This is a genomic window from Paenibacillus sp. 05T425 (assembly GCF_056396205.1).
This window is the reverse complement of record NZ_JBFTLA010000004.1, coordinates 492,156-515,528: the sequence shown is the minus strand read 5'-3', so window position 1 is coordinate 515,528 and position 23,373 is coordinate 492,156. Positions and strand designations below refer to the sequence as shown.

The window sequence follows — 23,373 nt, the reverse complement described above, 5'->3', positions numbered from 1 at the left end:
CTACGCACGAACCGTTAGCTGCGTCTTTGCACAGCTCCCGGTTCTGACAACAGAGGGGCATCCCATAAGCCGCGATTGCAGCTTGGGACACCCCATGCAACTTTTGAAGCCAATCGTGCTTGCGATTACAACTTAATGCGGATCACGTTCCACGAAGCTTTGGCAAGCTGCGCTTCGATCTTGCCGTTGTCCGTAATCGTAGCGTTGCCCGCCGTATGCGGCTTCACGTTGTCCGGATTCGCAGCCGTATTGGATGCTTTCAGGTCATCATTTTCGAGCACGATATGCTCGATAAGCTGGAAAGCGCCGAAGCTTCGCAGATCGATCTCGAAGGAGAGCGACTCGGACAGATGACGGTTAACCGCGAATATGGTTACTTCGTTCTTCTCTTCATTATGCACGGCAACGGATTCCAAGTAAGGAACATCCGTATACTGCTTCGTATCATGCTTCGGCGACTTTACGAGCGGCACAAGTACCGTTCCGCGGCCGAAGATGCTGGCATGCATATATGGATAATAGATCGTTTGCTTCCATGCCGCGCCGCCGTTCTCCGTCATGATCGGAGCAATAACGTTAACTAATTGGGCAAGACACGCCATCTTCACGCGGTCTGCACGCTTCAGCATGCTGATCAGCATACAGCCGACAAGCAGCGCATCCTCGTGGTTGTAGATATCTTCAAGCTGCGGAGGGGCAATCGACCATGAATCGATCTTGCTGTCCTGTTCGTTGGAATGATACCATACATTCCACTCGTCGAACGAAAGATTAATTTTTTTCTTGCTGCGTTTCTTCGATTTGATGTAATCGCAAGTAGCAATTACCGTATCGATATATTCATCCATGCCCAGTGAGAGCGCAAGGAAGTTTTGCGAATCTTTATCCCTGTTGCCATAATATTGGTGAATCGAAATATAGTCAACCGTATCATACGAAAGGTCCAGAACAGTTGCTTCCCATTCAGGGTAAGTCGGCATTCCGTTGTAAGAACTGCCGCAAGCAACGAGCTCAATCGTCGGGTCTACCCAGCGCATGGCTTTGCCGGTCTCATTCGCCAGCCGTCCATATTCATAAGCCGTCTTATGGCCGATCTGCCAAGGGCCGTCCATTTCATTGCCGAGGCACCAAGTCTTCACGTTATGCGGATCCTTGTAGCCGTGCGAGATGCGAAGATCGCTCCAATACGAGCCGGATTTATGATTCGAATATTCGATTAGGTTGCGTGCTTCGTCAATGCCGCGCGTACCGAGGTTGACGGCCATCATTGCATCCGTACCAACCTTCTTGCACCAATCCATAAATTCATTAAAGCCGATCCAGTTCGGTTCAATCGTTCTCCATGCCAGCTCAAGCCTTCTTGGACGTTGATCAAGCGGGCCAACGCCATCTTCCCAGTTGTATCCGGATACAAAGTTGCCGCCAGGATAACGAACGATCGGTACATCAAGGCCTCTCACGAGTTCAATAACGTCCGAACGGAAGCCTTGCTCATCCGCCGTCGGATGATCCGCTTCATAAATGCCGCCATATACGGCGCGTCCCAAATGTTCAATGAATGAACCATAAATACGTTTATCTACTTCCCCGACAATAAAGTCCTTGTCTACGATCATCGTTGCCTTGTTGCTTGCCATCCGTTTACACCTCATTTTAGTTAATGTTAATAAAAGAATTAATTAGATTACGCGATGATAACCCTTTCATAAATTCATTTAACAATAAGATAAGAATTAATTCAAGCATTAATTTTAAAGGTAACTGAATTAATGTTTTCGTTTATCCAATGAGTATTGTACTGTGTTTTTCCAACCTCCTTGATACGCTTACTATTTATACCAAAAAACATAGTGCAAAATCCCCAATTAAATGTGAATTCAGCCTTGAGTATATATGTCTTTTCGACTACTATGGAATAAGAAGGGAATTCCCTTGTTTCAACACTACGGCAGGAGTTGAGAACATGAGCAGTTACGACCGCTCACTAGAAGATGCAGCCGAACATATCTTAGACACATTAAAGCATTTCCTTCAAGTGAACATGATCCTGATCGCAACATCCGATATAGCTTCCAATCGCATCCTGAAAGCGTTCAATCGCAGCGATGATTCGGATCCGATACCGCAATCTTTACTGACACCGCTCTGCAAGCTCATCATTGATCATAGCCATAACGCCCCCCATCTTATGATTAACGACTTGTCTGACGATTCAAGACTGGCTGGACTCCCCGCAGCGGCACAGCTTGCTCAGCGCTCTATGGTTGGCGTTGCCGTCAAGACAAGCAGCAATGACGCGGTTGGTGCGATCTGCTTGCTAGGGAGCGAGCCGATTGAGCTGAATGAGCAGCAGCTCTCCCTCGTGAAGTCTTTGGCCGCTATCCTTGGCTATGTCATTGAGTTAGAGAATGCTAGCGTTACCGACAGTCTGACAGGACTGTATAACCGGCGCTACCTAAGCCATCTCTATCAGAACGGGGCAGACAAGCAGTTCAGCGTAATGTTCATCGACATTGATGACTTCAAGGACGTGAACGATACCTACGGTCATGACGTCGGCGACCTGCTGCTGCTCGAGATTGCTGCCCGGCTAAAGCAGGGTGTGCGCAAGAGCGATGTTCTCGTCCGTTACGGAGGCGACGAATTCCTCATCTGCTTCCAGCATCTTGTGGACAACAATGACATCGAATTCGTAGCCGGCAAAATCAGAGACTCGATCAAGGAGCCGTTCCTTATTCGCGACCATACCATTCAAGTATCCGCGAGCATTGGCATCAGCGCGAACTACGGTCTTGGTTCCAGCTTAAAGGAGCTTATCAGCGACGCTGACCAAGCGATGTACGGCATCAAACAAAACGAGAAGAACCTGTAAGATGGAAGCGACGGCTGCGATGATCGCAGCGGAAGGTCGTTCCTCTTGCAGGTTCTTTATTTTGATTCTAACTTTTTTTAACGGCTCTTCACTAGCAGCTCGATCGCTTCCTTCACTACTTTGTTCGTGTCTCCGCCGGATTGCTGCTCCTCCAGGATGCACTGCTGCAGGTTCTCAGCTACGATCTGCGCGATCGCTTTGTCTGCCGCGTTACGGACTGCCGACAGCTGAGTGATGACATCCTTGCAGTTCTTCTCTTCTTCCATCAGTCTTAGCACGCCTCGAACTTGTCCTTCTAGACGGCGAAGCCGTTTCTTCATCTCATCATTATAGTGATAAGCCACTTGCATCAGCTCCTCTGATCTGTCCTATACCTGTATACGTATAAGATAACGCAAATCGGGAGGCCAATCCAGTATTATGTGAGCGAGTAGGATGAAAAATCGAACCGGATCGCTATTCAGCAGACAATGCATCTGCCTTTGTTTGTTGTACCGTGCCGAATGGATGGTGTGGAGGCGCATAGATAACGTATACTTTAAGCGGCGTGTTCCCTGTATTGGTTACGTTGTGCCATATGCCAGCCGGCACCATAATTGCATAGCCGTCACGAGCCATAACTTGAAAATCCAATATTTCTTTACGATCACCCATTTGGACAAGTCCCTGGCCTTCCTCTATCCGAATGAATTGATCCGTCGTTGGATGAACTTCAAGTCCGATATCATCTCCAACGTTAATGCTCATTAGGGTAACTTGAAAGTACTTCCCTGTCCATAGCGCCGTTCGGTAAGTATCGTTTTGCTCCGCAGCCTGTTCGATATCCACTACTAATGGCCTTTGTCCATAATCCGTTATTCTCATGTATTCATTGTAAGGATTCCAGTTGGTATTATTTATAGGATACACGATCATTCTCCTCATCGTAATTTCATTCCTTTATCCTATGCAGCCGCCTACCAGTACGGTTGTAAAATAGGTAAGAGCCTATCCCTTAATAAAACAGCCCTTAGCTAAGAGATCCGCATATTAAAAATCCCAATGACATACATATGGTATGAATCGTATTTTCGAATGCGGAGGGATGACGGATGAACCAGGATGAGATACGCGCATTGGAGCGTTCCATCGATGAGATAACCGAGATCGCGCAAGGCTTTGGACTCGATTTTTACCCGATGCGTTACGAAATATGTCCGGCGGACATTATTTATACGTTCGGCGCTTACGGCATGCCGACAAGGTTCTCGCATTGGAGCTTCGGCAAGACGAATAATAATAAAAATGAAAACCATACCAGAACCAGCCGTACTGTATAATCTACCCTTTCTATCCATAATATTCTTATGAAACGTATTTTACTTGCGGAGGGATTCCCATGAATCAGGATGAGATACGTGCCTTGGAGCGATCGATCGAAGAAATTACTGAGATTGCGCAAGGTTTTGGATTAGATTTCTACCCCATGCGTTATGAAATTTGTCCAGCCGACATTATTTATACTTTCGGAGCATACGGAATGCCCACTCGCTTTTCTCATTGGAGCTTCGGAAAAAATTTCAATCGAATGAAAATGCAATACGACTTCGGTCTCAGCAAAATCTATGAACTAGTCATTAATTCCAACCCCTGCTACGCCTTTCTACTCGAAGGCAATTCCTTAATCCAGAACAAACTAATCGTCGCCCACGTACTCGCACACTGCGATTTCTTTAAAAACAATGCCCGATTCGGCGTGTCTAACCGAAACATGGTCGAGAGCATGTCTGCTACCGCTGAACGCATTAGCCAATATGAAATGGATCACGGTACGGAGGCGGTTGAGAAGTTCATCGATGCGATTCTCGCTATTCAGGAGCATGTCGATCCGACGCTTATTAAGCCGTATCAGCTGGATAAGAAACGGTACATTGAGATGATTCAGAAGGAGAAGGAGCGCTCCTCCGGATATGAGGCACCTTCCGCCTATGGCGATTTATGGGATCTTGACCCGGAGCTGATCGCAGAGCGCGAAGCAGCTGCGAAAGCGTCCGAGATCAAGCGCTTCCCACCGGAGCCCGAGAAAGACATCGTATGGTTTATTGAAGAATACTCGCCGATTCTGGAGGATTGGCAGCGGGACATCATGTCGATGTTGCGTGACGAGATGCTTTATTTCTGGCCGCAAATCGAAACGAAAATCATGAACGAAGGCTGGGCTTCCTATTGGCATCAGCGCATTATACGCGAGCTCGATCTGACAAGCGACGAGACCATTGAATTTGCCAAGCTCAACTCTTCCGTTGTTGTCCCCTCAAGGAACAGCCTCAATCCATACTATTTGGGGCTTAAAATTTTCGAAGATATCGAGCGCCGCTGGGATAAACCGACGAAAGAGGAAATAATTCGTTTTGGTCGCCAACCAGGCCAAGGCCGGGAAAAAATTTTCGAGGTGCGAGAGTTCGATTCCGATATCTCCTTCCTCCGCAACTATTTAACGAAGGAGCTCGTTGATGATCTAGATTTGTACATTTTCGAGAAAAAGGGACCGGAGTGGAAAATAACTGACAAGTCTTGGGAAAACATACGCGAACAGCTTGTATATTCTAAAGTAAACGGCGGCTTTCCTAGCCTATACGTCAAGGATGGTGACTTCAACCGTGTTGGGGAACTATATCTGAGCCATAACTACGAAGGCACGGAGCTCGACCTCAAATACGTGGAACGCACACTCCCTTATGTCGTGCAGTTATGGGGTAAAAACGTCCATTTGGAGACATTTGTCGAGGATAAGAAGATCGTATTCAGTTGCGATGGGAAGAAGACTAGTCGGAAGTTTCTATAGTATATAAAAGGTGACCAATCACGATTGGTCACCTTTATCACTTCATCTCTCAAAAATCTTTTCTACTTAATGCCGCCCCTAGCGTATAACCTTTCACCTCGCGTTCATTTTCATTCGATCTCATAGATCCTTTATTCATATCGACAACAAACCTCAATAAGTGCCTAAAGACAAGCAGCGCCAGACTTAGGCGAAACTTCCTCATACCGATGTCTGCAATCAGCGTAAGAGAAAGCAAATTTATAAGCTTGGATATGTATTATGCAAACGCCCAGCGCATAAATGAATATATCGACTGTTTACTGGTGAGCCATGAAATTACGGGAGGGGACGTCATGATACCAAACGAGACGAAGCGTCAGACGCCTATCGGGGGCTATTCGAATGTTCCGCTAACTTTCACGGAAAATGTAGGTCAAACGCGCGGGGATATCCGCTATTTATCGCATAAGCCCGGAGTTAATATCGGGTTCTCCACCGCGGAGATTCGGTTTATTCTCACGAAGAATACGCCCGATCGGCGGGAGGGGATAGCGCTCTTCTTGCGATTTCTAGGCGCGAACGCCGCCGTGCAAATCGAGGGGCGTCGCCAAGACGCGGAGAAAGTCAATTATTTTATTGGCAACGATCCGGAGAAATGGCATACCGGTGTGCCAACCTATCGGGAAATTGTCTATCGGGAACTATGGCCGGGAATCGACTTGGTCCTCTATGGGGACAACGGAATATTCAAATACGATGTCGTGGTTCAGCCCGGAGCCAGACTTGACGATATCCGGTTCGTCTACCGCGGTGCAGATGAGTTGTCTTTGAGCGAAGATGGTAATCTTCAAATTCATACCTCGCATGGCATTCTAACGGAGGAGAGGCCCGTCAGCTATCAGGAAATTGACGGTCGCAGGGTTCCGGTGGACAGCCGATTCGTATTGCTGGGGGACCAAGAGGCTTGCGTCTTTGGCTTCGAGGTCGGCGATGGGTATCATCCGGACCATCCGCTCGTCATTGATCCATTTGTATTGTTTTATTCCACCTATATTGGCGGAAGCGACACGGATATCGGCTTTGGCATCGCGGTAGACAATCAGGACAATGCCTATGTGACGGGGCAAACCTTATCCCTTGATTTCCCAATCAGCCCTGGCGCATTCCAACCTGGCAAAGACGGATCTTCCAGTGCGTTTGTCTCGAAAATGAATTCCAGCGGCACCTTTCTCGAGTATTCCACATTTATCGGCGGCAACAGCTTTGATCTAGGACGCGGCATTGCGGTCGATGATTCCGGCCAAGCGTATGTGACGGGACAGACCCTTTCCCCCGATTTCCCTACGACGCCGGGAGCTTTTCAGACAGACATCGGCGGAGCCCAAGATGCGTTCGTAACCAAGCTAAGTCCGGACGGCAGCTTCCTCGTATATTCAACGTTTCTTGGCGGTGAGGGTGTCGATACCGGATTCGGCATTACTGTCGATAACACGGGTAGCGCTTATGTTACGGGAGGTACATCCTCCGTCAACTTCCCCCTCATCAACGCATTTCAAGGGTTTATCGCGAATGAGCATGCTTTTGTTACAAAATTTAATCCTGACGGCAGTGCGCTTGAGTATTCCACGCTCCTGGGAGGCCATGGCATCGATGAGGGGCGCGGCATTGCGGTAGACGGCGCAGGCCAGGCTTACGTGACGGGTCTAACGACCTCCGTGGACTTTCCTACCACGCCGGGAGCGTTCCAAATCAATCTTACGGGCGTCATCGGGGCGTTCGTATCGAAAGTGGAGCCCCTCGGGTTCGCGCTTGGGTATTCGACCTTCCTTACCGGCAACGGCGACGACGAGGGGCATGGCATCGCCGTCGACGAGCTAGGCCAGGCTTACGTGACGGGGAGTACCACTTCTTTTGATTTTCCGGCTACGCCGGGAGCATTTCAGCCCTTCTATGGCGGCGGGTCCTCCGACGCCTTTGTAACAAAATTAAGTACCGACGGCAATTATCAGGTCTATTCCACCTTTCTTGGCGGGGGCGAGTCGGATGCAGGTAACGGCATCGCGGTGCGCACAGGCCTCGCTTATGTGACGGGAAGCACCACATCGTTTAATTTCCCCGTCACTCCTGACGCATTTCAGCCGTTCCTTCATGGCGCCGGGGATGGTTTCATTACGCAACTCAACATCATGGGCAACGAGCTTGTGTTCTCCACATACTTCGGCGGCAGCTCAAGCGACACCGGGAATGCCATTGCCGTTGACAATACAGGCTGCGTTTTCGTGACCGGCCAAACCTTCTCTTTCGATTTCCCGGTCACTGGCGGCTTTCAGCCGTTTTTGCGTGGAGACAGTGATGCCTTCGTCATCAGACTCTGTTTGAGCTTGGGGACGGAGATCAAAAAGTTTACGGACCGCTTCGAGGTGCGTCGCGGCGAGCAGGTAAGATACTTTATCGAAATCCACAACCCAAGCGCCACAACGCTTACGAACGTAGTCGTTGAAGATCAGACGCTCGGAATCATTCAGATTATTCCTGAAATCCCTCCCTTCTCGGTTCACATTTTGGAATTTGATTTCATTGTTCCTATTGACGCGGAATTCGGGCTGCTCAGAAATACGGTCTCAGTCACCTCCGATCAATTCGGCGAGCCGCTTACCGGGGAGACGGAAATTCTTGTAACGGCATCACCTGCATTGGCAGCTACCAAGACGGTAAATCCGTCCGCCGCCGCACCGGGGGATACGGTTATCTTTACGATTACGCTCGTGAATCAAGGCGATGTCGAATTATTCAATGTTCACATCGTCGATCCGCTTATCGGACTTGATGAGTTTATTAACGTTCTTTACATCGGGGAGATTTTCAGCATCGATTGGCCGTTCGTCATTCCCGAGAATGCACAGGCTGGATTGACGATTTCCAACATCGTGACGGTTACCGCAGACAATCTGCCCAATCCAGAGGAGTTTGGCACGGTGGTCGAGGTGCTGCCGGTTCCTAGACTGGATATCGCGAAGACGGCAGATCGGAACGTCGTTTTTCCGGGAGAAACGGTGCATTATACGATCGAAGTCTTCAATACCGGAAATACGGACCTCGCCAACGTTCATGTGACGGACGATCTTACCGGATTCGACGTCATTATTCCTTTTCTTCCGTCCGGAAAAAGCGAGACTTTCGTGATACCGTTCTTCGTCGAGCTGGAAATGCAACCACAGACGTTTACGAATTCTGCGGTTGTCACTAGTGATCAAACGGATCCCGTATTCGGCAGCACGGATGTGACGGTGCTTAACGATCCGCGCCTTGGGATCAGCAAGGTTACGGAGACGGCCACCGCGGTGGTCGGGCAGACGATCCAGTATACGATCACGCTGGAGAATATCGGCAACGTACCGCTGACAGGCATTCGGATCCTCGATCCGCTGCTTGGTATCGATCATTTCGAAGCCGATCTGGCAGTAGGGGAAATACGCCAGCTTGTGTTTGCCTTCACCATCCCGCAGGATACCCCAATCGGATCGGCAATCTTCAATATCGTTAGCGTAACTTCGAATGAGGGCGGAACCCAGGAAGCGGAATCGTCGGTTACGGTAACGGGTTTCGGGCTGACGCTGACGAAGGTGCCGGACCTTCCGGCCGTTGCACCGGGCCAGACGGTCACCTACACGCTGACCGTAACGAACTTGCTGGATGTGGAGCAGACGAATGTCGTGTTGACCGATGCGCTGCTAGGGCTGAACGAGGTGATAGACGTCCTCGCTGCGAATGCAACGGTTATCCGAACGGTGATATTCACCATTCCCGTGGACACACAGATTGGCAGCGTCATCCAAAATACGTTTACGGTCATCTCTGATCAAACATCGGAGCAGGAAACGATCGCCGAGGTTGTCGTGATCCCGCCACCAGGCCCGGCGCTTCTGATCCAAAAGCTTCCTGATCGCAATACGGCTTCGCCTGGCGAGACGATCACTTATACACTAACTATAACGAATTTGTTGAACATTCCGCTGACGAACGTCTTCCTGACCGACACGCTGCTCGGACTGAGCGAGACGATTCCCTTCCTGCAGGCGAACGAAACGATTACCCGAACGGTGACGTTCATCGTCCCCGCAGACGCCCAGCTAGGCAGCAGCATTCGAAATACGTTCACCGTCTCCTCGGATCAATCGCCGGACCTCGAGTCATCTGCCGAGGTACTCGTGCAAGCTCCCCCAGGCCCGTCGCTTCTGATCCAGAAGGTGCCTGATCGCAATACGGTCGCGCCGGGTGAAATAATTACGTATACGCTGACTGTTACGAACTTGCTGGATACTCCGCAGACGAATGTCGTGCTGACCGACGAACTTCTAGGGTTTAACGAGACGATCGCAGAATTGCCTGCGAATGGAACGATTACCCGAACGTTGACGTTCACCGTTCCCACGGGTGCACCGAATGACAGCGTCATTCGGAATACATTCATAGCCGTCTCGGATCAATCGCCGCAAGTGGAGACGATTGCCGAAGTGATCGTCGAGACCGGTCCCGCCGTAGAGACGACTCTCGCAGTTCGCAAAATCCCGGATCGGACTACCGCGGAACCGGGCGAGACGATTCTTTATACCGTCGAAGTTACGAATACGGGCACAATTCCGGCGACCAACGTTGTCGTACGCGATTCGCTCACCGGCGAACAGCTCACGATTTCGGTCATCGCGCCAAGCGCGACCGAAAGGGTGCAGTTCTCGTTTACGGTTCCGGCAGGTACTCCGCAAGGGCAAGTGATCGCTAACCGAGTCACAGTGACTTGGACCGAGCAGCCTCCAGGTACGCCGCCCGTAGAGGACGAGGTGAGGGTAGACGTTGCCATTCCCGCTGAGCTGCCGGAACTGAATGTCGAAGCTACGCCGGATTCACCGAATCCGGGCGAGACCGTAATTAAGACGATCACCGTAAAGAACACTACGGGCATAACACTGACGAACGTAAACGTCTTTGATCAGTTGGTCGGCTTCCGCACGATTATTCCTTCGCTTGTATCCGGGGAGAGTCGAGTGTTCAGGCTGCAGCTCCTGGTACCTCCCGGCACGGTAGGCGGAACGGAGTTCCGGAACATCGTAACGATTTCCCCTGACCAGACGCCACCTCAGCAGCAAGAGGTCACCGTAGAGGTGCAGTCGCACCCGGAATCGTCGTTGACCAAAACGGTCGACCGTCCGGCCGGAAAACCAGGGGATACCGTAATTTTTACCATTCGGGCCTGCAACACGGGGAATGTTCCTCTATTGAACGCGCGGCTGACCGACCCGTTGCTCGGCATACAAGTTCTAATTGTGCGATTCGAAGTCGGAGCCTGCGAGACGCTGAGAGTACCGTTCGTCCTTCCGGATGTCGAGGAAGACACCATCGTCGTTAATTCAGTAATGCTTGTATCGGATAACGGACCGACTCGCGAGGCAAGTGCGTCGGTAACGGTTATCCCGGAGGAAGAGGAGTAATAAAATCGCCCGCTCACCGATGGTGAACGGGCGATTATCTATGAGCTTTTCGGTCCAGTCCATCGCTTGAGGGGACCTCTGTTCCCGTTAATTCTTCCTTTACCTTTCAATTTCCAGCCTGCATTCGCCTCGAGGTGCGCTAACTTTTTAATCTATCTTTCCAATACGTACAACCTTGCGCATTCAGTATTCAAGTGCTCCAGCTCAAGTACAAGATTATCTATGCGCTGCTCTTTTGCTTCGTTTTTCCGCTCCAGCGACAGTACAGTATCCGTTCCGCCGGGCACGCTAACAGGCTCGATATTTTTCCCAAACCCGCCATAGATCTTATATATACTTATAAAGTTAATATCGTAGTTGTTGAGCGGATGATTGGCAATGCTGGCACTGGCGAAAAGGATAGTGGGATGCAAAACTGCTGCGTTGGCCAATGGGACAAATGCAGTTGATGCCGTATTGTTACTAAACGCAGCACCGCTTCCGGTGGTTAGATTGCTATATGTCGTGCTCCCTGTATGGATACCGCCGCCGTTTTGTGCCGTGTTGCCGGTAATCGATCCGTTTTCCATGATCAAGGTGCTTATATTACCTGAGGTGCCCAAGAACGGCATCTGGCAGAGACTCTGCTCGGATCAAGACCATCTCCTGCTGTAGCAGCGTCTGGTTGGAGAAAACGGTGACGGTGTTCTGGAACACCGCCCCACCGTGCGTTCACGCCGGGATCGCGAACGGCAGCGTGAGTACACGCCTTTCCCCTGGAGCAAGTGACGGAACCTGCGTGTCAAAGCCGAGCAGCGAATCTATGACACGAATGTTTGTCAATGTTTGGTTCGAGACATTCGCGATCGTGATCGTTTTCAAGACGGTTCCTCCTGGCGGTACTATTCCCTGATCAACCACCAAAGAAATTTCAGGTGGTACAACTGACATGGCAACAATGACGCGCGCCTCGCTTTGTACCGGCAAAGAGTCTGGGGGCTGCTCCGGCCATGTCACCGTTACACGGTTCGCGAATACAGTCCCTTGCACCGCTGCGACCGGGATCGTGAAATTGAACGTAACTACAGCCGACTCCCCCGGCGCAATGACCGGGATCGTCCCCAGCGTGCCGGTTAGCGAATCCCTTACAATGACGTTCGTGGCCGGATTGCTTCCCGTGTTCGTTACTTCAATTGTATAGCTTACCGTCTCTCCCGGCTCCGCCTCATTGTGGTCCGGCAGCTTAAGGGCAACAAGCTCGTCTCCGCCCCTGGAATAGACCTTACGACAACCTCGTCCTTAGTCTGCTGCAGCGGCGTTTAATCGGAAACGGCGGTGAACGTGTTTATTATGACGCTGCCATTTGCCGCATCCGCCGGTACCGTAAATGATGCCGTCAGAGTAATCGTTCCGTTCGCAGGAAGGCTTGCGTCCGTTTCGCTTATGCTGAGCAGCGGATCGCTCAGCACGACATTGGTCTGACGAATCGCAAGCAGATTTACCACTGTCAGAGTATAGTTGATCGTTTCTCCCGGTGCAGCTAACGCCCGATCAGCCTCCTTCAGCACGGATAGTCCGGTGCCCGCTATCGTCACCGTCGATACCACCTGCTGCGTTCCTGCCTCCACCGAAGTGACAGTGAGCTCGTTAACGATGTCCGACCCGATCGATGCGTCCTACGGCACCGTGAACGGGATAGAGACCTCGAAGCTCTGCCCGACTGCGAGATTCGGGATGGTCTGGTCGAATCCGAGCAGCGGATCACTCAGCAGACTTTAATGAACCGATTATCTGAATAATTTCCAAGAGCCTTCGGCTATCTACTGCGTTATAATGGCCCAGTCATCTAAAATTGCCCAAGTTATTGCGGGGTTATCACCATTGGATTTCATGGTTCCTACATAAACTTTCACTATTTAAAAAATAGTTTTATAAACAACCTAGTAATTAGAATATTGAACTTACTTACTCTATTACATTAAAATAATCTTGCTAAATTTCGTCAGCTGCAGCAGAGCTAAATGATTGATATTTATTTGAAAACCTGATGATTTGAACTCGACTCGGATAGCCATGTTTGTTATAAAATATCTGCTTGCGTTTATTTTTATATGTAGTTTTATCTGTGCTGACTGGATTTGCTTAGGTGTCAAATTAGCGAGTTTATTCTCATCAATTGCAGCCCTAATTTCTTGTAATAAGACTATTGCCTGGAGATATCTGTTTCCTAGAACATAACCACCTACTCTAATAAATGCATTCTTAAGAGTACCGTATTCTTTATGTATTAAATGAATAAATTCATGAGCCAGCATGTAATGGACAACATGTTGGTGGGTTGAATATAGGTTAACCAGTGAATCAGACAGTGTTATCTTTTTACTATTAATTGCTGCACCATTTAGTGATTGATCCTGAACAATCAAAGCTCAACGTCAGGACGATTTGCAACTTTCTTTAAATTCATCAATAAATTATTTAATCCTGGATGATTAGCAGCCGTAACTTTCAATAGATTCAGCTCAACAACATTAGTATTAAGGAATATGCTTATTATACCAAAGCAGTTTTCCCGTCTATCATTCTACAAAACGGACATTTTGTTGAAAGTTTAATAGATTTCTTGGTTCGCCTTCTCTCGCTGCCGAAAGCTGATGATTATCAGACGACGATAACTTCTATACAAAAATGACAAGAACTTCTATACATACATGAATCAATTCTTTCTCCTCGCTCTTCGAACCGGCTTAGCGGCCGAACAAAAATCAAGCTATGTACTGATCCACGTATTTTTTTGTTGTTTGTTTCATTGGGTGAATTCTGCCCAGTGGTTGAGAAACGTCAGCAGCCGGTCAAAATTGACCGGCTGTTGAACTGTATGGGCATCCTGTCAGTCGCCGGCATTCTGGGTGAAGCTGGCGACCTCAGCGGCTATGCACATGGTAATGCATTGCTGCGGCATGCCGGCCTCAATCTAGCTGAAGCGAGCTCAGGCAAATGGAAGGGCCAGATGTCCATCAGCAAACGTGGCCGACCAAGGCTTCGGCATGCCCTGTTCATGGCAACCATAGCCCTCATCATGAACGATGTATCGTTTAAACGACAGCACGAAGTGAATGAGAAGACGAAAAACATGAAGCCGATGCGCTCAGTGATGAAGCTTTGCTGCAAGCTGGCTCGCCTATTGGTTGCCATGGCACAAAGTGGTGAAGCTTACGAACCGGATCGAGCTCATCCTATGAAACAAGCTGCTTAGCCGCTTCTCAGTTAGCACGAAAATTGGCTTATTCGAAAGATCTCAAGACTGCACGGAGTACCGGATTTCGTTAAGTAAAAGAGCACAGACCCGTACCGTTAGGAAAACCAGCCTCCACCAACCGGATAGGCTTAGGAATGAAAGGGCATTGACCCGGGAGTGAAAGCCTCCGGAGGTACGTAGAGCAAGTGCAACAGGACAGTAAAAAAAGGAGCGAAAACTCGCCCCTTCTGTTCCCGCATGCGCTTTGGTTGCCAAGTTTTGACAGTTCATAGCCTCTTCTATCCGGATAGCGATTTATCCATTGGAGAGATTCCTACGAATAAGCGAGCATTTGTGAGAAAACTACATTTTACCGAGGGAGCTTACCATCGACGTTGAATAGCATCATATTAAATTTCGATTTGCGGAAGATGGCTTGGGTATCGCACGGCATTTCAACTCCTACTACTAACCCTATATATTAGGAATATACTGTTGGCTGCCTACGGCTCTTTCTTGCCTCATCGCTTATACCAGTAGCCTGGAATCCCTTTCTCCATTCTCATCAATGCCTCAAGGTAGTAATAATCTCCCCAAATCATATAATCATCCGCTGCGATTCCGCCTCTGACATGATAGGAACCATGCTTCAATAAACCTTCTGCATCGTTCTCCCCGATCGTTGAGTAGTCTTTGATTAACGACTGCATGGATTTATACAACGCTTCGCGAAAAAACGCCCGATCGGGATCCTCCACGCTTAAATGCTCTATTAATTCTTGCAAGCCGGCAGCGACGATAGCCGATGCCGAGCTGTCCCTAGGAGTTTGCTCCGTAACAGGTACGTCGAAGTCCCAGTAGGCAACGGCATCTTCCGGTAGATGGCGCAGAAAATAATAAGCAAGCCTTTTTGCAGTCTCCAGATATGACTTATTCTTAGTATAGCGGTATGACAGTGAGAAGCCGTATATGCCCCATGCTTGTCCGCGCGTCCACGTCGATCCATTCTGGTAACCTTGATGCGTGGAACCGCCGATTGGAGTCCCTGTTTTCGGATCGAAGAAGAAGGTATGATAGGAGCTATCATCTCCCCGAACGAGGTATCTTCTGCTCTTCTCCGCATGGAGCTCGGCAACTCTCCGATATTTCGTGTCTCCCGTTTGTTCGAATGCCCAATAGAGAAGGGGCAAATTCAGCAGACAGTCGATTATGACGCGTCCGCCTTCGATGGGGTCGCCTTCCGCTCCCCAGGCCTGAATGTACTGTCCTTGCTCACGCCAACGCGTCATCAATAGGTTCGCAGCCCTGATCGTAAGCAGCCTTGCTTCTTCCTCTCCTTCGATTATCCATTGGGCTTTCGAAGATAACGAGTATAGAAAACCGATATCATGGTGGTTCAGGGCGACCTGCTCATTCAGTCGCTTGCGGAAACTATCTACCGTCTTGCACGCGGCATCCCGAAATACCGCATCCCCCGTATATTCGTAGCAAAGCCATAATAGCCCGGACCAAAAACCGTCGGTCCATTCGTCGTTCTCATTCAAGGCGTACACACCCTTGTCGCTGACATGGGGGAACCGATCGCCGAAGCGCTCAATATTAGCCCTCGTTTTATTCACCGCGTCATCAATCGCTTGTTTCCACATACGTACGCCTCACTCCTATTTCTCTATTCCAAGAGGAATTACCATGTTCCATGTGTTCTTGCCACCGAATTCCCCATTACCATCAGCTGTAGCTGCAAACAAATGAGTTGCAATCCCATTCTGAAACAACAGGAACGGCCTTTCGAAATTCCCCATATGTTGTGTCGTTCCGTCATCCCATTTAATAATTCGTGAATAGGCTTTGGGGTTGTCCGCAATACTCCAACTCAAGCCATCTTGAGAATAGGCATGAATGCCCCCGTGTTTTTCACCGCCTATATTCCCGTTCATATCTTTTGCAATCATCTCATAGCCGTTATTGGTCTTCCAAATAAATGGATCTTCTAGATGGACTTCCGATGGCGGGAAAATAGGCTCTTCACTCATTACACGGTAAGGGCCTCGATAATGATCAGCCCATGCCGCTCCAAGTGACATATCACTGAAGGTATGACCTATATATGCTCGTGACTTATAGATTAAGAGGACGGAACCATCCTCATGGATACAAGGAGCCGGATTAGAAGTCAGATAACTGTCAAACTTTCCGGGGCGGACATCTACAATTGGTGCGTCCAACCTCTCCCAAGGGCCATCGACTTTATCAGCAACGGCCAATCCAATCCGTTTATTCGATCTGGCTACGATGCAGCGGGGATCGTCTAGACCGTACGCCTCTCCGGGCTGTACATCTGGAAAAGGGTGAGTCGTCCCCATATAGTACAAGAGATATTTCCCATTATGCTTTACAATGTGGGGGTTGTGCGTACTACGGCCATCCCAATACTCAGCCCCTCTTGCAGGCAGGACAATCTCTTCAAATTCGTAGGGTCCTTCCGGAGTGACGGAAACCGCCCGAACCACTTCTGAATGAACTAACCATCCGGGATGCATCGGCAGATACTTGGGCCATCGGGAGGCGAACATATGAAATCGCCCATCCTCGCCTGGGACTACCGAGGCACACCAAACCCAATATCCTGCCATTTCAAACCCACCACCTTTTGGAGCAGGAAGCATTCGTTCATATAAGCTTTTTGCTGTCATCCTATTCACTCCATTTGCCTCAGTCTTGTCGTTTCATTCTGATTAATAGCCCGCGTTTCGAATTTAACCGAAGATTGCATAGCGACTCTAGAGTTTGAGCTTCCTGGTAGTTTGGTATTGCAGGTACCGTTCTCGACTTTCAGTATAAAACCTTTGTAAAAAACATTTGAACATTCAGATAATTAACCTTGTTTCAGGTCTCCTCACGTAGGCATGCCTTATTCACTGGTGAGCGGTACCATTAAGACGGATAAGCGAACAATCTTTTTCCCATGCAGTTGAATAGCCAGCTTCTTTTCCGGGAAGTTATTCTCTATAAATGTAGAGCGTTCTGTCCATTGAGGTTCCTTCCACTGAATATCAGGATTAGGAGATGTCGGAAGCGGCTTAGCATCCATTAACTTGAACTTCGCTTCAGCCTCTGAACATTCGAGGTGAATGAGCAGCCTTTTACTCCCAATGGTTAGAATTGTGGTATGCCCATCCGCCAAGATCTCTGCCTTAGCTTTACTATTAACGTGCATAAACCACCAAATTTCCCCTTCTTCTTTCAATTCAATTAAATCGGTCACATTTACATGCTGGCGATTATTACGCAGTGAGATTTCGCGCTCAACCCGGTAGGTATCTTTCTTGTATGCACTCGTGATATCAAGGATTGCTCTGCATTCTCTTGATGTCGATTGAAACTGTATGATGTTACCTGATGCCATAGGATCCTGATCAGGGTTAGAGTCCATCTCTGTCAAAGCAGGCTGCGGATTTATGACTAGCGTATTATGTCCTTCCGCTCGTTTTTTGTAATAGCTCCATCGGGTTCCACTCGGAGTTTTATTCCAGAAATCAGGCCACCTGCGGTTCCCCTCACCATTGTCCTGTATCCATCGCTCACCTAGCGCATCCAATACAAATGTCCCCATATCCAGCTCGGCATGAGGAGCTTGATTATCACCGGCTTTGACACCAACGAACAAAGCATTCGTATCGTTCCATGCGCTTCGCATCGTAGCTGCTTCGACACCCCGGTAATACTTATCTAATGGTAGATCGTCCGATTTCAGGGACATATGCCGAGGCTGATACCACAACAGCTCCATCGGATTCTTAAATTGGGGCACGGCTTCTGAGATTCTGGAGTTCCTCCATTTTGTTAATTCTGGCAGGTTAAATTTATTCGCTAACCAGTATATTCCTTCATTGTCGCGTATATCCAGTTCCGTAAAGCAATCGGCGAAGTTAAAATATTGGCCTGTTGGACCCAGCATGTAGATTGGGAAATAACCGCTGTCTTTAATTCCTTCATAGCTAGCAAACTCATGATAATCGCTTCCTAGTGCCGTATCGAGAGACGCCAAAGCACGGGAGAGCATAACCCAGGTATACATCCAATAAGCAACGCCTTCGTTCCATCCTCCATCCTTGGCAAAACTGTCAAACGCTCTAGGCATAGAACGAAATGCGCCTTCAAGTACTTCATTCGCAATAGCAGGCTCATATTCTCCGACAGTCAGGGCTCCCATAATGACCCCTCCGTTACTTACCAAGTTCCAGTTATTCGTACGTAATGGCCAGTCATTCTGATCATATGGAGCATGAGGTGTATAACGATAAATCGTACGGGCAGGAATTAATCCTTTCGTGACGATCGCATCACGGATTAAATGACGTTGATCTTCTGTCAAGAAATCGTAGAACCAGTCATAGCCAATAGAGCAGGTCATTAAGTAAGATGAGGTATCCAGAAAGAAATCTGGAGTCCAGCTCTTTAGCTGCACCAACTGGCAAAGCTCCTGGCAGCCGCGCTCCGCATAGACCGAATCGCCATCTATTTTGTACATGAGGGCTAGCATGGTCATCCGTTGAATTAGGGAATCGACCACGCTTATGTCTATTTTCTCGACAAGCAATTGCAAGGTCTGTCCTTTCATGGATTCATACCATTGCTTAGCTTGGGGATCACTATTGATTTTTTGCTTTAATACGATAAAATCCTCGGATGTCGCCATTAATCGCGGATGTGCAGTGCTTAATCTCTTTAACCATTCCGGCTTCTGGACCGCTGGCTTAACCATAATCCTAGTCACAGACTTATGGCCTTCATATTCGGCTTCTAATAAGGCTTCCCCTGGCTGCAAACCTTTCATTTCACCGCTTGATCCATGGATGAATGCGATATGGGGATGGCTGCTCTTAAACGAAATATCCGATGAAATTCGAGCAACATTTTTCAACTGATCAATTACATAGGCTTTTAGCTGAATGCTGTCACCCACCGCCAACTCTTTCACATCGTCTATTTCCAGCATTCGTATCTGCATATCATTCCGTGTCTCCTCTTCTTTCTTGCATTTTTTGATATTGTTTTGGCGTTTGACCATACTTGTCCTTGAACAATCGAATGAAATGATGGGTCGAGTTGTAGCCAAGCTGAGAAGAGATATCTTGAACCGACAACCGATCTTCCATAAGGAGTACCATAGCCCGCTTTAATTTCATGTCCGTTACATACTCGGTGAATGTCGAACCGATCACCGTCTTAAATAATTTGCTGACGTAGTTGGGTGAAATGTTAAGATGCTCGGCAACTAAATCGAGCGAAAGCTGGTTGCTCATATTGTCTTGAATTAATTGATTAATTCTATCTTGCAGAACTGGATCCGTCTTTAATTTTCCACTTTGGGTTTTATCAATGACCAATTGCACGATAGGGCCGATCCACTCAGGGAAAGATTCCATGTTGCGTAATTGATTAAAACTTTCATGTAACTCAAAACCTAATACTTGTTCAGAGGTTTTGCCCGTCGCATGGATTCTTTTGCGGATTAACACAATAATATCGCCCAGAATGGATTTACAATAATTTACGGTGTAATGATTGCCGATTAGATGCTCTACTACCATGGTTATGGTCTGTTGTACTTCCTCTCGATCCCCTTCACGAAGACCATCCTCCATTTTCTGAAGGTAAGAAAGTATAGGCCCCGATTCTTTCCGCTCTGAAATAGACAGCATTCCATAACGGATAACTGCTTCAGATGTAAGGAACTCATAAGGTAAAGCTGCCTTAGCTTCCTTGTACCCTTCTGCAACGCTTGTTTCATGAACAAGGTGAGGATTGCTTACGCTTATCGTATATCCCATGCTTAACTTAGAATCCAGAATCGTTGTCATATGTAAAATTAAGCGATCCATTTCAACAACTTCTTCGAAATTCACAATACCCGATATATGCTCGTCCTCGTCCTGAATGGCATATATACGGCAAAGGGAATTATCGGCTTCTAACTCTTGAACGAGGCTGTACACATGCATCATAACCTGCTCATATGAATTCCCCTTGGTATGGAGATGAATGATAAAACAGAATATCCATGGCTTATTGATTTGAACACCAGTCAAATTAATATTAGGTATCAAGGGGTCGTTGATGGTCGTATTTCCCGTCAAAAGTTTGGTTATATGAGTATGTCGAATAACCGGCTTATTTCTTTCTAAATTCAGCTTTAATTCATCGATTTCCGTCCTGATTGGCTTAAAAGCTTTTCTCGTCATCCAAGCAGCAACGGCCAAGTTGAGTAGAAAGAGCATGCTGCCTATTAATAGCATCCAGTTGCGAATGGCAATAGATTTTCCGAAAAAGGCATCGACCGGAGTAATTGAAACGTATTTCCATTGATTAATCTCGGATATCGAGTAGGTAATTATGCTGGGTTGTCCATCTACGTCTGCCCTTATCATTCCTTCCTTTTCCACAGCGCCAAGAAGTTTCTGACGGATACCAGAATCCAAGTGACTCCATGTCAAGTCGTCCTGCGTCCCCATCATATACTGCCCTTCCTCGGTAACTGCAAATAAAGGACTCCCCCCCATAAAATTATATTCGCTCATCATTTTCCTGATATCATCTATATCCAAGTTGATTGCGATGACACCTAGACGGCTGTTTAGAGGTGCGAAATAAGGTATGCTGCGAACATAGGTAAGTATTTCTTTGGCACTCCCTGATTCAGAGGTTTCATTCGTCAGCCATGCTATCATTTTATTCGTATTATTAAATTCACGAAGCCAATCTTCCCGGAAACCAAGTAAACATCCGGTTGATGGGAGTAAACATACGTTCGTATTTTGGAACAAAACTTGATTTTTACGATAATAAATATCTATGGAGTCTACATATTTTATTCGATTCACAATCTCATAGATTTGCTCCGAGGTATTCAAGATTCTCATAGAATCCTTAGTAATATCATGTTTGAGCGGATATACTAACGGTTCATTACTATCCAGATCTGTAAAATACAAATTTGGAACATCGAAGACATCCTTTAATACCTTCTGGTCCATAAAATTGCGGAATTGGGAAACCGATTGCAAGTTCAGTTTCGTTAATTCCTTATCATAGTTTGAAATAAAATATTGGTATAAAACAAAAGTCGGCAGAATCGTGATGATGACGACAAGCAGGATGTTAAAAGCCATGAGACGAGCGAGCGACTCGTTGTTTCGAATATAGCGCTTCATGTAATTATCACTCCTCAGTTGTCACGGATTATACACCATAGCCCTGCCGGTCATCAATGCTGCATCCATGGGAGGAATCAGATCCCCCCATGGATGCATCTCACTATTCACTATTTGCCGATCATAGTAGCATAAGCTTCATTCCAATCTTTCTCGATCTGATCGCCACCGCTGCTTTTGAACTTTTGGACGAAATCGTCAAAAGAATCTATAGAGCTTTCTCCAGTAATTATTTTCAAATACGTTTCGACTTCCAGCTTGCCTAGCGTATTAGCATACTCTGAGAATGACTCAACGGCAGGCATTGGTATTGCTTCATAGCCAGTCGATTTTGTTTTATCCGCAAACTGGTAGAGGAATGGATCTTTCTTCTTCATCCATTCGTCAGGCGCTTGTCCGACGGTAAAAATAAAGCGACCCTTCACTTCAGCCGGCGTCTTTGTATCCCCATCGAGTGTCACGAATGTCCCATTCTCCATTTTCCAATCCTGGTCCTTAATTCCTTGCGTAAGTGTCAGCCAGTACTCATTATCGGTATAGTTTGCTTCAATCATTTTAAGAATGGTCTCGACTTTACGGGGATCTTTTACCCCCTTTGTCGTAAAGAGAATTGAATTGCCAAATGACTGCCATTGAGGCGTACCCGATGCGCCATTTGGACCCACAGGTGCCTTTCCGAATGTATATGTCCCATTCGGCTGGGATTTCTTGAACTCGATATATTGACCGCCGCCTTGATCTTGCGGGCTGGCCGGATCAAGCTCATTTCGCCAATGCGTGAACATTCCTTTACCCGTCAGCCCGATACGGTTATTGAAAAAGGCTTGTGAATTTGCCCAATAACCCGTTGTATTTTCACTCGTCAGAAACTCCGGATCTATCAGCCCTTCTTTATACCATTTTTGCAATAGAGCAAGCGCATCTTTCATTTCCGGTTGAATACCTGCCACCACAATTTTCCCGTCTTTAAGTACTGGCATAATCGCTTTAATAGGTTCTTTAATTCCAGCTTTGATATCATCCCAGGCAGGACGACCGAAAGCGCCCATTATAGCTGGAATGGCAAAATCGGACATTCCGTACGTATCCTTCTCGCCGTTTCCGTCGGGATCATCATTCGTAAATTTAATTAGCGCTTGCTCGACTTCTTCTATTGTCTCCGGTGTCTTCGTGATGCCAACTTTCTTGAGCCAATCGTCCCGCCAAATAATAGCCGTTGAGTAGCTGGAGTTGATATTCGTCGTAGGAAGCGCATACAACTGGCCATTATATTTGCCGAAGTCCCACGCCTCTTTGTAATTATCATCAATGAACTTGGCATAAGTCGGCGCAAATTTCCGAACCAATGCCTCATCAATAGGAGCGGCTACATTCTGATCAACCAGTTTAGGCAATGTGCCTACCACTGTCATAACATCAGGCATTTCACCGGAGGCCAGCTTCACGTTCAAGCTTTCCTCACGATTTTGGGCATCCAGATACCAGATATTAAATTTGGCGTTAAACTTCTGTTCAACTAGCTTCTGAATAGGATTATTCGCTCCGTCCGCTATTTGTGCATAAGAATTGTGAGCCAAATAATCAATCGTAACAGGTCCTTCGGTTGCCTCAGCGGCCGGACTCCCAGACGGTTGATCGTCCTTAGCATTGTTGGCACACCCAGCGATCATACTTGCTGCCAACACGGATGTTACTAGCACCTTCGTCAGTTTTTTCATTGATAAACATTCCCCCAATAAATGAATTTTCTGTTGCTATGTTAACCCGGCTTATCACCG

17 protein-coding genes and 2 pseudogenes are annotated in these 23,373 nt (G+C 47.7%); 6 read left to right on the top strand and 13 right to left on the bottom strand.

What is annotated here, in order from left to right; genetic code table 11:
• Positions 1-125 precede the first annotated feature (125 nt).
• Positions 126-1,637, bottom strand: coding sequence for an arabinosylfuranosidase ArfA (gene arfA, locus AC1DF0_RS11355; RefSeq protein ID WP_477573976.1), 1,512 nt, complete (start codon positions 1,635-1,637; stop codon positions 126-128).
• Between the two features lie 326 nt (positions 1,638-1,963).
• Here arfA and AC1DF0_RS11350 point away from each other — a divergent pair, with 326 nt between their 5' ends.
• Positions 1,964-2,872, top strand: a complete 909-nt coding sequence (locus AC1DF0_RS11350) for a sensor domain-containing diguanylate cyclase (protein WP_477573975.1) — start codon at positions 1,964-1,966, stop codon at positions 2,870-2,872.
• A 77-nt stretch (positions 2,873-2,949) separates the two neighbouring features.
• Here the strand turns inward: AC1DF0_RS11350 and AC1DF0_RS11345 are convergent, their stop codons facing one another.
• Together AC1DF0_RS11345 and AC1DF0_RS11340 are read right to left on the bottom strand one after the other, a co-directional pair.
• Complete coding sequence (locus AC1DF0_RS11345; protein ID WP_337104131.1) at positions 2,950-3,216, bottom strand: metal-sensitive transcriptional regulator; 267 nt, start codon at positions 3,214-3,216, stop codon at positions 2,950-2,952.
• A gap of 112 nt (positions 3,217-3,328) precedes the next feature.
• A complete protein-coding gene (locus AC1DF0_RS11340) occupies positions 3,329-3,736 on the bottom strand; it encodes a cupin domain-containing protein (protein WP_477573987.1) in 408 nt (135 codons plus the stop codon).
• A gap of 227 nt (positions 3,737-3,963) precedes the next feature.
• On the opposite strand from AC1DF0_RS11340, the gene AC1DF0_RS11335 reads away from it, so the two are divergent.
• The 3 genes from AC1DF0_RS11335 to AC1DF0_RS11325 all read left to right on the top strand — a co-directional run bounded on the left by AC1DF0_RS11335 (position 3,964) and on the right by AC1DF0_RS11325 (position 11,164).
• Positions 3,964-4,191, top strand: coding sequence for a SpoVR family protein (locus tag AC1DF0_RS11335; protein WP_477573974.1), 228 nt, complete (start codon positions 3,964-3,966; stop codon positions 4,189-4,191).
• 59 nt (positions 4,192-4,250) lie between these two features.
• The gene (locus AC1DF0_RS11330; RefSeq protein WP_477573973.1) at positions 4,251-5,696 is read left to right on the top strand and encodes a SpoVR family protein; all 1,446 of its coding nucleotides are present in this window, start codon (positions 4,251-4,253) and stop codon (positions 5,694-5,696) included.
• A 335-nt stretch (positions 5,697-6,031) separates the two neighbouring features.
• On the top strand, positions 6,032-11,164 hold the full coding sequence (locus AC1DF0_RS11325) for a DUF7948 domain-containing protein (RefSeq protein WP_477573972.1): 5,133 nt from the start codon (positions 6,032-6,034) through the stop codon (positions 11,162-11,164).
• 152 nt (positions 11,165-11,316) lie between these two features.
• On the opposite strand, the gene AC1DF0_RS11320 is transcribed toward AC1DF0_RS11325, so the two are convergent.
• From AC1DF0_RS11320 to AC1DF0_RS11305, 4 genes and pseudogenes are all read right to left on the bottom strand, one after another.
• Positions 11,317-11,733 (bottom strand): hypothetical protein, encoded by a 417-nt coding sequence (locus AC1DF0_RS11320; RefSeq protein WP_477573971.1) that lies wholly within the window; start codon positions 11,731-11,733, stop codon positions 11,317-11,319.
• 142 nt (positions 11,734-11,875) lie between these two features.
• On the bottom strand, positions 11,876-12,025 hold the full coding sequence (locus tag AC1DF0_RS11315) for a hypothetical protein (RefSeq protein ID WP_477573970.1): 150 nt from the start codon (positions 12,023-12,025) through the stop codon (positions 11,876-11,878).
• Between the two features lie 186 nt (positions 12,026-12,211).
• Positions 12,212-12,337, bottom strand: a pseudogene (locus AC1DF0_RS11310) (hypothetical protein); the annotation flags it as partial.
• Positions 12,338-12,462: 125 nt separating this feature from the next.
• Positions 12,463-12,738: a DUF7507 domain-containing protein gene (locus tag AC1DF0_RS11305; RefSeq protein WP_477573969.1), complete on the bottom strand. Its 276-nt coding sequence runs from the start codon at positions 12,736-12,738 to the stop codon at positions 12,463-12,465.
• 58 nt (positions 12,739-12,796) lie between these two features.
• On the opposite strand from AC1DF0_RS11305, the gene AC1DF0_RS11300 reads away from it, so the two are divergent.
• A complete protein-coding gene (locus AC1DF0_RS11300; RefSeq protein ID WP_477573968.1) occupies positions 12,797-12,922 on the top strand; it encodes a hypothetical protein in 126 nt (41 codons plus the stop codon).
• 194 nt (positions 12,923-13,116) lie between these two features.
• On the opposite strand, the gene AC1DF0_RS11295 is transcribed toward AC1DF0_RS11300, so the two are convergent.
• A complete protein-coding gene (locus AC1DF0_RS11295; protein WP_477573967.1) occupies positions 13,117-13,569 on the bottom strand; it encodes a hypothetical protein in 453 nt (150 codons plus the stop codon).
• A 452-nt stretch (positions 13,570-14,021) separates the two neighbouring features.
• On the opposite strand from AC1DF0_RS11295, the pseudogene AC1DF0_RS11290 reads away from it, so the two are divergent.
• Positions 14,022-14,399, top strand: a pseudogene (locus AC1DF0_RS11290) (transposase); the annotation flags it as partial.
• Positions 14,400-14,902: 503 nt separating this feature from the next.
• Here AC1DF0_RS11290 and AC1DF0_RS11285 read toward each other — a convergent pair.
• The 5 genes from AC1DF0_RS11285 to AC1DF0_RS11265 all read right to left on the bottom strand — a co-directional run bounded on the left by AC1DF0_RS11285 (position 14,903) and on the right by AC1DF0_RS11265 (position 23,313).
• Entirely contained in the window at positions 14,903-16,027 is a 1,125-nt protein-coding gene (locus AC1DF0_RS11285) for a glycoside hydrolase family 88 protein (RefSeq protein ID WP_477573966.1), read from the bottom strand.
• A 15-nt stretch (positions 16,028-16,042) separates the two neighbouring features.
• The gene (locus AC1DF0_RS11280) at positions 16,043-17,074 is read right to left on the bottom strand and encodes a glycoside hydrolase family protein (RefSeq protein ID WP_477573965.1); all 1,032 of its coding nucleotides are present in this window, start codon (positions 17,072-17,074) and stop codon (positions 16,043-16,045) included.
• A gap of 218 nt (positions 17,075-17,292) precedes the next feature.
• Positions 17,293-19,392: a DUF4962 domain-containing protein gene (locus tag AC1DF0_RS11275; protein ID WP_477573964.1), complete on the bottom strand. Its 2,100-nt coding sequence runs from the start codon at positions 19,390-19,392 to the stop codon at positions 17,293-17,295.
• A gap of 1 nt (position 19,393) precedes the next feature.
• Positions 19,394-21,595 (bottom strand): AraC family transcriptional regulator, encoded by a 2,202-nt coding sequence (locus AC1DF0_RS11270; RefSeq protein ID WP_477573963.1) that lies wholly within the window; start codon positions 21,593-21,595, stop codon positions 19,394-19,396.
• A gap of 110 nt (positions 21,596-21,705) precedes the next feature.
• Positions 21,706-23,313 carry a type 2 periplasmic-binding domain-containing protein gene (locus AC1DF0_RS11265; RefSeq protein ID WP_477573962.1) on the bottom strand — a complete coding sequence of 536 codons (1,608 nt, stop codon included), beginning with the start codon at positions 23,311-23,313 and terminating at the stop codon, positions 21,706-21,708.
• Positions 23,314-23,373: the final 60 nt, after the last annotated feature.